Here is a 13,860-nt window from a genome sequence, read left to right as displayed (position 1 = left end):
ATCTGTCCACCCCTCCAATCCGAATCCGCCGCGATTTCCCGGTCCGACGCTCGCGCAATTCCGCCGCCCGGGGCAGGTGATATGAGGCTCTCCGGATGCGACCGGGATGCCGCCGGGAGCGAGCCCACATCCGTGTCTTCCTGGCACCTTGACAGGACGGACAAGGTATGTCGAACACACCATTGACGACGTTAAGGAGGTGCGGCTATGGTGCCTAAGTGTCACGTCCGACGGGGAGCTCTGCGCCTTGGGGTGCATGAGACGGCTTGTCCGTGAGCAGGGCTCTGATCGGAATCACTGGGGGTTCTGATTTCACTGGCGTTCTGTTCGTGCGCGTCAATTCACTTACCTGCCGGCGGCGTCGCAGCCGTGAAGTACGGCGTTCACGCAGCTCGGCGACCCTTTCCAGGCATCAGCACAGCCGATGCGACGACGGCGGCCCGCGCTGACGCGGATCGCCTTTCCGCTCGACACCTGTCGTCCACACACTTCACCGGCCAGGCACGGCGTATGCCGTCGCGGTCGGCATACGGGCTTGGGCCGTGACGGCGCGAGAGTCGCCTCGACACGACGCGGTCGAAGTACTTTCCTGATCAATTATTTGACTTTCCGCAGTGCACCGGTATTCCGTGTGCGCCCGAGCGCGACCGGTGGCACGGCGCACAGTTGGCCGAGCACACTTCTCGCTTTTCACACAGGCGCGAGGAGCCGATAAAAGCGACGACGACTAAGCGGTCATTTCGTTTCTCGATGACCGTCCAGCCATTCTGTTGACAGACCCCTTGCGCGCCGCACTCGATATGGGATCAAATTCACGGCGGGACGGCGGACAGTTCGGACTCGCCCACGGACGACGGGCGTGTGAACACGTCCGTCACGCCGGATATTTCACTGCCGCAGCGTCGACGATAAGGACCGGAGTACCGATGTCAGAGGCACCCGCATTCGGCAGGCGACCTGTGCCCGGCAAGACTTGATGATGCGCTCGCACTTGTTACGGCCGGCGCCGCCCTACATTCGTTCAGCGCGCTGTATCGGCACCGGGAGTGCTCGATGAGCGGCGTCGGCGCCACCGCTGCGTGGATCGCCTACGCACGGGCGGCCGAGACGCTGAGAACGGACCGCCTGTTCACCGACCCGCTCGCGGTGGCGTTCATGGAGCGCACGAACGCCGAGCTGCTCGCGCAGCTACGTGCGAGTCCGACGTCCCGGTTCGACGTCCTCGCCGTGCGAACGAAGTACTTCGACGACTACCTGGCTGCCGCCCTCGCAGCGCCCGCGGTCCGCCAGGTCGTCCTGCTCGCCGCCGGCCTGGACTGCCGAGCGTTCCGCCTGGAGTGGCCGGCCGGTACCCGGCTGTTCGAGCTGGACCTGCCGGAGGTCCTGGCGGAGAAGGAGCTCCTGGTGCAGGAGTGCGACTTCGCCCCCACCTCGTGCGGCCGCCACATCGTCAAAGCCGACCTCACCGGCGACTGGCCCGCCGCGTTGCGGGCGGCGGGCTTCGATCCGGACCTGCCCACCGCATGGCTGGTCGAGGGCCTGCTCTACTACCTGACCGCCCGTGAGGCCGACGGGGTGGTGCGCGTGCTGACCAGGCTCTCGGCAGCGGGCAGCACACTCGGTCTGGAGCACGTCAACAACGACACCTACCGCGCTCCGTGGATGCAGGACTGGCTGGCCCAGATGCGCACGGAGGGCCGAGCCTGGAAGTCCGGCGTCGCCGAGCCGGAGCGCTGGCTGGCCGGTCACGGCTGGCGGGCGGAGGTGACCGAACCTGTGGGCGTTCCCGGAGCGACCGGACGACAGGTGCCGCAGACACCGTCAAGAGACGTACCCGGCGTGGCCCGCACGTGGCTGGTGACCGCGCACCGCACCGAGTGAGACGAATCCTGCTGGAAGCAGACCATGTTCGGCGGGGCTGCCGGGCGCCCTGCACGCTGGTGGAAGGAACTCGCATGAGGCTCATCAACGCACCCAGGTACACACGGCACGTCACGCTGGCCGAAGAGCTCGCCGACCGCTTCCGCGAAAGGGCGGCGGGGTTCGACGAGACCGTGGAGTTCCCCCACCGCAACATCGAGGACATGCGGGAGTCCGGCTATCTCGCGATGACCGTGCCCGAGGAACTGGGCGGCGGCGGTGGCGACCTCACCGACATGGTCCGCGCCCAGGAACGACTCGCCGCCGGCTGCGGTTCGACAGCGTTGGTGGTCAACATGCACCTGTCGATGGTGGGGCAGATGGCGCGTAACTGGCGCACCACCGGTGACGCGAAAGCAGAGAAGATGCTGCGCGGTGTGGTGGACGGATCGGTGTTCCTGGCCGGGGCCACCGCCGAGCCCGGGCACTCGCTGGTGCGGTCCACGGGCAGCGTCGCCACCCGCGTACCGGGCGGCTACCGCGTCACCGGCAACAAAACCTTTGGGACCGGTTCGGCGGTCATGACACACATGACCTCGATGGCCGTGGACGACGAACATCCGGACGGCCCACGCGTCCTGATCTTCAGGATTCCCGCGGACACGCCGGGAGTGCGAATCAAAGCCGGTACCTGGCGAACGTCCGGCATGCGGGCGACCCTCAGCGAGGACATCGAACTCGACGACGTCTACGTGCCGGAGGAAGCGGTCTTCCTGACCTTCCCGGTGGGCCACCTGGACGGCACGCTGCTGCAGACGTTGTGGGGCTGGGCGATGCCGTCGTTCGGCGCCGTCTATCTGGGCATCGCGGTCGGCGCGCTGGAGCAGTGTGTGCGTGACGTGGTCAAAAGAGGGTGGCAGTCCAAGGCGTTCGTCCAGACCACGTTGACGGACTGCGAGGTGCTCGTGGAGAGCGCCCGTGCCGTGCTGTCCCGAGCGGCCGACGAGGTCATGGGCAACAGCCTGTGGACGTCCATGAGCGTGCAGGAGGGCATGTCCCGGGTGGTGCTGGCGAAGGTCGTCGGCACGCAGAACGCGGTCTCGGTGGTGGATCGGGTCGTGCAGATCGTCGGCTCGTCCGCGCTGCGTGCGGGATCGCTGTACGACCGCGCCCAACGCGACGTCCGCGCCGGAACCATGCACCCCTACAGCAACGCCGACGCCTGCGAGCTGATCGCCGCGACCACGCTGGGCGATTCCGTGGCGCCGGTCACGCCACCGCTGCGATCGACGCTGGCCGATTCGGCCCAGCGAGAGCTCGCGACCTCCGGGTGAACCGAGCAGGACAGGAGAACGGACCCCATGGACACAGCCCTCGCCGAACAGCTGGTGAGCGACTTCGTCGGCGCCTACAACTCAGGTGACCTCGCTCTGCTCGACCGGTGCCTGGCGGCGGACTACCGCCACCCCAACCCCGCCGTCCCGGACCGGGCGGCGTTCAAGCAGGTCGTCGGCCGCTGGCGGGAGAACGTCGAGTCGCTGAAGCTGACAGTGGACGACCTGGTTGTCGGGAGCGACAAGATCGTGGTGCGCATGACCTTCAGCGGCCGCCAAGTGGGCGAAGTCCTCGGCATTCCGCCCACCGGCAAGACCTTCTCCATCGGTCTGATCGACATCTTCCTGGTGGAGAACGGCCTCCTCGCCCAGCACTGGGACCAGATGGACCTGCTCGGGCTGTACCGGCAGCTCGGGCACATCGACGTCTGACCGTGCCCCGATGACCGAGGAAACAGCGATGCACGACCACGGCCGGCAGATTCGGATGGATCTGAACGAGTCCCCCGTCGCGATCGACGACTCGTCGGCAGCTCTGCTGGCCGACGTCCTGAGGACGGCCAACCGCTACCCGCGAGGTGTGCTCCAGCGACGTCTTACGCACGTGATCGCGCAGCGCAACGGCTGCGCCCCGGAGAACGTGGTGTTGGGCGCGGGAAGCGTCAGCCTGCTGGAGGCGGTCTGGTCCTGCACGGTCGACCCCGGCGACCCGGTGGTCTTCGCCGAACCGGGCTTCGAGATGTACCCATGGCTGACGGTGCGGCGGGGCGGCACACCCATGAGCGTCCCTCTCGCGCCCGGATTCCGCACCGACCTCAAGCAGATCCGTCACCTGGTCCGCACGGCGCGTCCGGCCCTCGTCGCGATCACGAACCCGCACAATCCCAGCGGCACTCGCTGCCCGGACGCGGAGCTCACCTCGTTCCTCGCGGAGGTGCGGACCGACACCGTGGTCGTCGTGGACGAGGCCTACGTGGACTTCGACGAGCGAGCCGACCTCGCCGCCTCCGCGGCCGCCGCCGTCGATGCCCCGAACGTCGTGCTCACGAGAACCCTTTCCAAGGCCCACGGGCTGGCCGGGCTGCGCATCGGCTATGCGATCGCCCACGCCGACCTGGCGAGGAGACTCGCCGCGTCGACGCTTCCGTTCGCCGTGACCGACGTGGCCTGCGCGGCGGCATCGGCGGCGATGGACACGGTGGACGACAAGGTCGCGCGGATCAGAGCCATGCGCGCGAGCCTCACCGAGCAACTGCGGGACCTCGGGCTCGAAGTCCCTGACAGCGCGGCCAATTTCGTTCTCGTCGTCGGGCACCACGACCTCGCTGATCGGCTGGCCGACCGTGGTGTCCTGGTCAGCCGCTCACCCCTCGGCGTCCGCATCACCATCGGCCACGAGCAGGGCGGTGACAGGGTCGTGGAGGGCGTTCGCGAGTACTGCGCAGCACGGCACGGATCGAGCAAAGAGAACCAGCCGACAGGAAGACAGTGATGACTGCTCACAACCTCACCCGCGATGAGGCGGCACAGCGGGCAGCCGACCTCAGGGTCCGCAGCTACTCGATCGAACTCGACTTCACCGACGGTCAGGGGGCACCGAGCTCGGAGCTCTTCACGTCGACCTCGACGATCGAGTTCGACGCTCGCGCCGGCAGCTCCAGTTTCGTGGACCTCGTCGCGGAGCGGGTACACCGGGCGGAGCTCAACGGCGAGAAGCTGCTCAACCCCAGCGTTTCCGGATCCGGCATCGAGCTCAGCCGGCTGGCCGAGCACAACACCCTGGTCGTCGCCGCGGACCACGCGTACTCGTCCTTCGGACTCGGCGTGCACCGGTTCGTGGACCCCACGGACTCGGCCACGTACCTCTACAGTCAGTTCGAGAGCGCCGAGGCCCGGCGTGCGTTCGCCTGCTTCGACCAGCCGGACCTCAAGGCCGCCTTCACCTTCTCCGTCGTGGCGCCCGAGGACTGGACGGTGATCTCCAACTCCGTCTGCCTCACGACCGAGGACCTTCCCGGCGGTGGGCGGCTGCACACCTTCGCGCCGACACCGCCGATCAGCACGTACGTGACGGCAGTCGCCGCGGGACCCTACCGGCGCTGGACCGACACCTACACCGATGAGCACGGCGAAATTCCGCTGGCGATCTACTGCCGGGAGTCGCTGGCGGAGCACGTGGACGCCGAACGCCTGTTCGCGGAGACCAAGGAAGGCTTCGCCTACTTCCACCGCACCTTCGGCATTCCCTACGCGTTCGGCAAGTACGACCAGTGCCTCGTGCCGGAGTTCAACGCGGCCGCGATGGAGAGCGTCGCGCTGGTCACCTGCATGGAGGAATGGGCGTTCCGCAGCAAGGTCTCCGCCGACTCCTACGAACGGCGCAACCAGACGATCCTGCACGAGATCGCGCACATGTGGTTCGGCAACCTGGTCTCCATGAAGTGGTGGGACGACCTCTGGCTCAAGGAGTCGTTCGCGCTGCTGGCCGCCGTCCTCTGTCAGGCCTCCAGCACCGCGTACACCGGCGCCTGGACGACGTTCGCCAGCGTGGAGAAGGGCTGGGCGTACGGTCAGGACCAACTGGCCTCCACCCACCCGGTCATCTCCGACATCCCGGACCTGGCCTCGGTGAAGGTCAACTACGACAGCATCACCTATTTCAAGGGTGCCGCCGTCCTCAAACAGCTGGTGGCGTTCGTCGGGGAGCACAACTTCTTCAAAGGCCTCAGCGCCTACCTCACCGAGCACGCCTACGGCACGGCGACTCTCTCCGATCTCCTGCTCCACCTCCAGCGGGCATCCGGGAGGGACCTGTCCGGCTGGGCGTCGCAGTGGCTCGCCACCACCGGGATGAACACCCTGCGTCCGGTACTCGAGACCACGCCGGATGGGAAGATCACCTCATTCGAGGTCGTCCAGGGACCGGCAAGCCCGGGCACGGGAGAGTTCCGGGAGCACCGCGTCGCGGTCGGCATGTACGACGAGGACGCCGACGGATCGCTCATCCGTCGGCACCGAGTCGAGATCGACGTGTCGGGCGAGCGCACCGCGGTTCCCGAACTGCACGGGCAGCCACGAGGCCGGCTGATCCTGGTGAACGACGACGACCTCACCTACTGCTCGATGCGGTTGGACCCCGAGTCCTCCGCCACGCTGATCGACCGCATCAGCGACGTACGTGACTCCCTGCCCCGCACGCTGTGCTGGTCCGCCGCCTGGGAGATGACACGCGAGGTCGAGCTCCGGGCGCGCGACTTCGTCTCGCTGGTCAACCGTGGCTTCCATGAACCGGCGGTCGCGGTCGTCCAACGGCTCGTGACGCAGGCACAGTTCGCGTTGACCAGCTACGCCGATCCGGCCTGGGCCGAGGAGGTCGGTTGGCCGTCCCTCGCCGACGGCCTGCTGGCCGCCGCCAGGTCCTCGGCGCCGGGTTCTGATCACCAGTTGATCCTGGTTTCGGGACTGGCGACAGCGGTGCTGAGCCCCCGGCATCTCGACGTCCTCCGCGCCCTGCTCGACGGAGAGGCAGCGGGCCAGGGCCTCGCCGGGCTCGCCATCGACACCGACCTCCGCTGGTCGATCCTGCTCGCCCTCAGCGCGGCCGGGTGCGTGGACATGGACGGGGTCGACACCCCGGTCATCGACGCCGCGATCGCTGATGACGCCACATCGGCCGGAGCCTTCCAAGGAGCCCGCGCCGCGGTGCTGCGCCCGCTGACGGCAGCCAAGGAACGGGCGTGGCAGCAGGTCATGCAGAGCGACTCACTCGCGCCCACGGTTGAGCAAGCTCTCCTGTACAGCTTCGCGTTTCCCGGCCAGCAGGACCTGCTTGAGCCCTTCACCGACCGGTACTTCGACGAGATCCCCGCCCTGTGGGCCCGCCGCTCCACCGAGCACGCCCGTGGCGTCGTCACCGGTCTGTTTCCCGCGTGGTCCATCCGCCGGTCCACGGTGGACAAGGCCAAGAAGTTCGCCGGACAGGGCCACCCCGAACCGCTCGTTCGCCTGGTGCTGGAGGGCGCGGCCGAGGTCGAACGCGCACTCCGCGCACGTGCGTTCGACCTGGGGCCGTCGTCCTCGACGTGAACGGAGCGTGCGGCACGGCCCAGCGCGCCATGCCGCACCGCCGTAACAGATGAGGCTCTGACAGCAGCGCGCCCGGACCCCAGTAGGACGGGGCCCGGGCGCGCTACGGTGACCTACGAACAGATCATCGGTTGTACTGGCCGAAGTCGTACTCCTCCAGCGGCACGGCCTCACCGCTGCCGGTGCCGAAGGTGTAGTCGGCCGCGGAGCCGTCGTAGCCGCCCACCGTGTACATGGCGGCCTTGGCCTCCTCGGTCGGCTCGACCCGGATGTTGCGGTACTGGGGCATGCCCGTGCCGGCCGGGATGAGCTTGCCGATGATGACGTTCTCCTTCAGGCCCAGGAGCGAGTCGGACTTGGCGTGGATCGCCGCGTCCGTCAGGACCCTGGTCGTCTCCTGGAAGGAGGCCGCCGACAGCCACGACTCGGTGGCGAGCGACGCCTTGGTGATGCCCATGAGCACCGGGCGGCCGGCGGCCGGGGAGCCGCCCTCCGCCACCGTCTCGCGGTTCATCTGCTCGAAGCGCGGGCGCTCGACGAGCTCGCCGGGCAGCAGGTCGGTGTCACCGGACTCCAGCACGTTCACGCGCTTGAGCATCTGCCGCACGATGATCTCGATGTGCTTGTCGTGGATCGACACACCCTGCGAGCGGTAGACCTGCTGGACCTCCGCCACCAGGTGCAGCTGCACGGCCCGCGGGCCGAGGATGCGCAGCACCTCGTTGGGGTTGACCGCACCGGCGACGAGCTGCTGCCCGACGCCGACCCGCTGGCCCTCGGAGACGAGCAGGCGCGACCGCATCGAGACCGGGTAGGCGATCTCCTCCGAGCCGTCGTCCGGAGTGATGACGATCTTCCGGGACTTGTCGGTCTCGTCGATGCGGACCCGGCCCTCGGCCTCGGAGATCGGGGCGACACCCTTGGGGATGCGCGCCTCGAACAGCTCCTGGACTCGGGGCAGACCGTGGGTGATGTCGGCACCTGCCACACCACCGGTGTGGAAGGTACGCATCGTCAGCTGCGTGCCCGGCTCACCGATGGACTGGGCGGCGATGATGCCGACCGCCTCGCCGACGTCCACGAGCTTGCCGGTGGCCAGCGAGCGGCCGTAGCAGGTCGCGCAGACACCGATCTTGGCCTCGCAGACGAGGGCGCTGCGGGTGCGGACGGTCTCGACGCCGGCCTCGACCAGCTTCGTGACGTGGATGTCGTTGATGTCGACGCCCTTGGCCACGATGACCTTGCCGTCGACCTCGACGTCCTCGGCCAGGATGCGGCCGTGCACGTTGGACTCGGCGTTCTCGGCCTTGCCCAGGTTGCCCGACGCGTCACGCTCACCGACGTGCAGCGGGACCGCGCGGTCGGTGCCGCAGTCGATCTCGCGGACGATGACGTCCTGCGCCACGTCCACCAGACGACGGGTCAGGTAACCCGAGTCGGCGGTGCGCAGCGCGGTGTCGGCCAGACCCTTGCGCTGTCCGTGGGTGGAGATGAAGTACTCCAGCACCGACAGGCCCTCGCGGAACGAGGCCTTGATCGGCCGCGGGATCGTCTCACCCTTGGTGTTGGACACCAGGCCACGGATGCCGGCGATCTGACGCACCTGCATCTTGTTGCCCCGGGCGCCGGAGTTGACCATCATCCAGACCGGGTTGGTCGCCGGGAAGGCGTTGACCATGTCGGTCTCGACGTCGGCCGTCGCGTGGGTCCAGATCTCGATGAGCTCCTGACGGCGCTCCTCGTCGGTGATCAGGCCGCGCTCGTACTCGCGCTGCACCTTGTCGGCGCGGCGCTCGTAGCTCTCCATGATGTCGGCCTTGTTCGGCGGCGCGACGACGTCGTCGATGGAGATCGTGACGCCGGAACGGGTCGCCCAGCGGAAACCGGCGTCCTTGAGCGCGTCGAGCGAGTTGGCGACCTCGACCTTGGGGTAGGTCTCGGCCAGCTCGTTCACGATCGTGGACAGCTGCTTCTTGCCGACCTGGAAGTTGACGAACGGGTAGCTCGCCGGCAGCGTCTGGTTGAACAGGCACCGGCCGAACGTCGTCTCCAGGCGGAGCGGGTCGCCCTGCTCCCAGCCCTCCGGCGCGACCCAGTCACGCGGCGGCAGGACGTCCTTGAGCCGGATCTGGATCTTCGCCTGGATCTCCAGCTCGCGGCGGTCGAAGGCCATCTGCGCCTCGGCGATCGAGCCGAAGACCCGGCCCTCGCCCTGGGCGCCCTCCTTCTGGGTGGTCAGCCAGTAGAGGCCGATGACCATGTCCTGGGTGGGCATCGTCACGGGCTTGCCGTCGGCCGGCTTGAGGATGTTGTTGGTCGAGAGCATCAGGATGCGTGCCTCGGCCTGGGCCTCAGCCGACAGCGGCAGGTGCACGGCCATCTGGTCGCCGTCGAAGTCCGCGTTGAAGGCGGTGCAGACGAGCGGGTGGATCTGGATGGCCTTGCCCTCGACGAGCTGCGGCTCGAACGCCTGGATGCCCAGCCGGTGCAGCGTCGGTGCGCGGTTGAGCAGCACCGGGTGCTCGGTGATGACCTCTTCGAGCACGTCCCACACCACGGGGCGAGCCCGCTCGACCATCCGCTTGGCCGACTTGATGTTCTGCGCGTGGTTGAGGTCCACGAGCCTCTTCATCACGAACGGCTTGAACAGCTCCAGCGCCATCTGCTTGGGCAGGCCGCACTGGTGCAGCTTGAGCTGCGGGCCGACGACGATGACCGAACGGCCGGAGTAGTCGACTCGCTTGCCCAGCAGGTTCTGGCGGAAGCGGCCCTGCTTGCCCTTCAGCATGTCGCTGAGGGACTTCAGCGGCCGGTTGCCGGGACCGGTGACCGGACGGCCGCGACGGCCGTTGTCGAACAGCGCGTCGACGGCCTCCTGCAGCATCCGCTTCTCGTTGTTCACGATGATCTCGGGAGCGCCGAGGTCGAGCAGCCGCTTGAGGCGGTTGTTGCGGTTGATGACCCGGCGGTACAGGTCGTTCAGGTCGGAGGTCGCGAACCGGCCACCGTCGAGCTGCACCATCGGACGCAGGTCCGGCGGGATGACCGGGATGCAGTCGAGCACCATGCCGCGCGGCGAGTTTGTGGTGTTGAGGAACGCCGAGACGACCTTGAGCCGCTTGAGCGCGCGGGCCTTCTTCTGGCCCTTGCCGCTGCGGATGGTCTCGCGGAGGTTCTCGGCCTCGGCGTCCAGGTCGAAGCTGATCAGCCGGTCCTGGATCGCCTGCGCGCCCATGCCGCCCTTGAAGTAACGGCCGAAACGGTCGCGCATCTCGCGGTAGAGCAGCTCGTCGCCCTCAAGGTCCTGGACCTTGAGGTTCTTGAAGCGGCTCCAGACCTCGTCCAGCCGGTCCAGCTCGCGCTGGGCCCGGTCACGGAGCTGACGCATCTCGCGCTCGGCGCCCTCACGGACCTTGCGGCGCTGGTCGCCCTTGGCGCCGGCGGCCTCCAGCTCGGCCAGGTCGGACTCGAGCTTCTTCTGGCGGGCCTCGACGTCGGCGTCACGGCGCTGCTCGATGTGCTGCCGCTCGACGGAGATCTTCGCCTCCAGCGAGGGCAGGTCACGCTCACGCATCTCGGTGTCGACATGCGTGATCATGTACGCCGCGAAGTAGATGACCTTCTCCAGGTCCTTCGGGGCGAGGTCGAGCAGGTAGCCGAGGCGCGACGGGACGCCCTTGAAGTACCAGATGTGCGTGACGGGCGCGGCCAGCTCGATGTGGCCCATCCGCTCACGGCGCACCTTGGCGCGGGTCACCTCGACGCCGCAGCGCTCACAGATGATGCCCTTGAAGCGGACGCGCTTGTACTTGCCGCAGTAGCACTCCCAGTCGCGGGTCGGACCGAAGATCTTCTCGCAGAAGAGCCCGTCCTTCTCCGGCTTGAGAGTCCGGTAGTTGATGGTCTCCGGCTTCTTCACCTCGCCGTGCGACCACTGACGGATGTCGTCGGCCGTCGCGAGGCCGATCCTGAGCTCGTCGAAGAAGTTGACGTCCAGCATTGTTTGCGATCTCCCCCTCAGACTTCTTCCACGCTGCTCGGCTCACGCCGGGACAGGTCGATGCCGAGCTCCTCCGCGGCGCGGAAGACGTCCTCGTCGGTGTCGCGCATCTCGATGGACATGCCGTCGCTGGAGAGCACCTCGACGTTGAGGCAGAGCGACTGCATCTCCTTGATGAGGACCTTGAAGGACTCCGGGATGCCCGGCTCGGGAATGTTCTCGCCCTTGACGATGGCCTCGTAGACCTTCACGCGGCCGAGGACGTCGTCGGACTTGATGGTCAGGAGCTCCTGGAGGGCGTAGGCGGCGCCGTAGGCCTCCAGCGCCCACACCTCCATCTCACCAAAGCGCTGGCCGCCGAACTGGGCCTTACCGCCGAGCGGCTGCTGGGTGATCATGGAGTAGGGGCCGGTCGAACGGGCGTGGATCTTGTCGTCGACCAGGTGGAGCAGCTTGAGGATGTAGATGTAGCCGACGGAGATCGGGTAGGGGAACGGCTCACCGGAGCGGCCGTCGAACAGCCGCGCCTTGCCGCTCTCCTGCACCATCCGGTCGCCGTCGCGGTTGGCGACGGTGTTCTTGAGCAGGCCGACGATCTCCTCCTCGTGGGCGCCGTCGAAGACCGGGGTGGCCATGTTGGTGCGCGGCTCGACGGTCTCGAAGCCCTTGTCGCGCAGCCGCTCGGCCCAGGCCTCCTCGACGCCGGAGATGTCCCAGCCTCGGGCTGCGATCCAGCCCAGGTGGGTCTCCAGGACCTGGCCGACGTTCATCCGGCCGGGCACGCCGAGGGGGTTGAGGATGATGTCGACCGGGGTGCCGTCCTCCAGGAACGGCATGTCCTCGACCGGCAGGATCTTGGAGATGACGCCCTTGTTGCCGTGCCGGCCGGCGAGCTTGTCACCGTCGGTGATCTTACGCTTCTGGGCCACGTAGACGCGGACCAGCTCGTTGACACCGGGAGGCAGCTCGTCGCCCTCCTCACGGGAGAACACGCGCACCCCGATGACCTTGCCCTGCTCGCCGTGGGGCACCTTCAGCGAGGTGTCACGGACCTCGCGCGCCTTCTCACCGAAGATCGCGCGCAGCAGCCGCTCCTCCGGCGTCAGCTCGGTCTCGCCCTTCGGGGTGACCTTGCCGACCAGGATGTCACCGGGGACGACCTCGGCGCCGATCCGGATGATGCCGCGCTCGTCGAGGTCGGCCAGCACCTCCTCGGAGACGTTGGGGATGTCGCGGGTGATCTCCTCGGGGCCCAGCTTGGTGTCACGGGCGTCGACCTCGTGCTCCTCGATGTGGATCGAGGACAGGACGTCGTCCTGCACCAGCCGCTGGGACAGGATGATCGCGTCTTCGTAGTTGTGGCCCTCCCACGGCATGAACGCCACGAGCAGGTTCTTGCCCAGCGCCATCTCGCCGTTGTCGGTGCACGGACCGTCGGCGATGACCTGGTTGACCTCGATCCGGTCGCCCTCGGCCACGATGGGCTTCTGGTTGAAGCTCGTGCCCTGGTTGGACCGCTTGAACTTCGCCACCCGGTAGGTGGTCCGCGTGCCGTCGTCGTTCATGACGGTGACGTAGTCGGCGGAGACCTCCTCGACCACGCCCGCCTTCTCGGCGCAGATGACGTCGCCGGCGTCGGTCGCGGCACGGTACTCCATGCCGGTGCCGACGAGCGGCGCCTCGCTCTTGAGCAGCGGCACCGACTGGCGCTGCATGTTGGAGCCCATGAGCGCGCGGTTGGCGTCGTCGTGCTCGAGGAAGGGGATCATCGCCGTGGCGACCGACACCATCTGGCGCGGTGACACGTCGATGTAGTCGACCTCCTCGGCACGCGCCAGCTCGGTCTCGCCGCCCTTGGTGCGGACCAGGACGCGGGCCTCGGCGAACGAGCCGTCGGGGTTGAGCTTGGTGTTGGCCTGCGCCTTGACGAAACGGTCTTCCTCGTCGGCGGTCAGGTAGTCGATCTGGTCGGTCACCTTGCCGTCGACGACCTTGCGGTAGGGCGTCTCGACGAAGCCGAAGGCGTTGATGCGGCCGTAGGAGGCCAGCGAGCCGATCAGGCCGATGTTCGGGCCTTCGGGGGTCTCGATCGGGCACATCCGGCCGTAGTGGGACGGGTGCACGTCGCGGACCTCGAAGCCGGCCCGCTCACGGGACAGACCACCGGGGCCCAGCGCGGACAGCCGCCGCTTGTGCGTCAGCCCGGCCAGCGGGTTGGTCTGGTCCATGAACTGCGACAGCTGCGAGGTGCCGAAGAACTCCTTGATCGACGCCACGACCGGGCGGATGTTGATCAGGGTCTGCGGCGTGATGGCCTCGACGTCCTGCGTGGTCATGCGCTCGCGGACGACGCGCTCCATGCGGGCCAGGCCCAGGCGGACCTGGTTCTGGATGAGCTCGCCGACGCTGCGCAGGCGGCGGTTGCCGAAGTGGTCGATGTCGTCGACCTCGACGATCACCTCGTCGAGCGGCGCGCCCTCGGCGGCCGGCATCGACTCCTCGCCCGCGTGCAGCCGGACGATGTACTCGATCGTGGCGACGATGTCCTCTTCGGTCAGCGTGCCCTGCGTGATCTCCGAA

The 13,860-nt window shown here is 67.8% G+C and carries 7 protein-coding genes; 5 read left to right on the top strand and 2 right to left on the bottom strand.

The window, feature by feature from the left end; all coding sequences use genetic code 11:
* Positions 1-1,053 precede the first annotated feature (1,053 nt).
* The 5 genes from ACGF0J_RS00035 (at position 1,054) to pepN (ending at position 7,280) form a co-directional block, all read left to right on the top strand.
* Entirely contained in the window at positions 1,054-1,881 is an 828-nt protein-coding gene (locus ACGF0J_RS00035; protein ID WP_393140646.1) for an SAM-dependent methyltransferase, read from the top strand.
* 74 nt (positions 1,882-1,955) lie between these two features.
* Positions 1,956-3,194 carry an acyl-CoA dehydrogenase family protein gene (locus ACGF0J_RS00030; protein WP_393140644.1) on the top strand — a complete coding sequence of 413 codons (1,239 nt, stop codon included), beginning with the start codon at positions 1,956-1,958 and terminating at the stop codon, positions 3,192-3,194.
* A 27-nt stretch (positions 3,195-3,221) separates the two neighbouring features.
* Positions 3,222-3,626 (top strand): ester cyclase, encoded by a 405-nt coding sequence (locus tag ACGF0J_RS00025; protein ID WP_393140642.1) that lies wholly within the window; start codon positions 3,222-3,224, stop codon positions 3,624-3,626.
* Between the two features lie 10 nt (positions 3,627-3,636).
* Complete coding sequence (locus ACGF0J_RS00020) at positions 3,637-4,686, top strand: pyridoxal phosphate-dependent aminotransferase (protein WP_393140640.1); 1,050 nt, start codon at positions 3,637-3,639, stop codon at positions 4,684-4,686.
* Entirely contained in the window at positions 4,686-7,280 is a 2,595-nt protein-coding gene (gene pepN, locus ACGF0J_RS00015; RefSeq protein WP_393140638.1) for an aminopeptidase N, read from the top strand. The genes ACGF0J_RS00020 and pepN overlap by 1 nt, the downstream gene beginning before the upstream one ends.
* 124 nt (positions 7,281-7,404) lie before the next feature.
* Here the strand turns inward: pepN and ACGF0J_RS00010 are convergent, their stop codons facing one another.
* Entirely contained in the window at positions 7,405-11,280 is a 3,876-nt protein-coding gene (locus ACGF0J_RS00010) for a DNA-directed RNA polymerase subunit beta' (RefSeq protein ID WP_393140636.1), read from the bottom strand.
* 17 nt (positions 11,281-11,297) lie between these two features.
* Positions 11,298-13,860 (bottom strand): DNA-directed RNA polymerase subunit beta (locus tag ACGF0J_RS00005; protein ID WP_393140633.1); only part of this gene is annotated, 2,563 nt, incomplete at its 5' end.

Origin of the sequence: Nonomuraea sp. NPDC047897 (genome assembly GCF_043204415.1) — a bacterium.
Lineage (GTDB): Bacteria > Actinomycetota > Actinomycetes > Streptosporangiales > Streptosporangiaceae > Nonomuraea.
The sequence above is the reverse complement of the archived record's forward strand: the minus strand, read 5'-3'. Positions and strand labels throughout refer to the sequence as shown.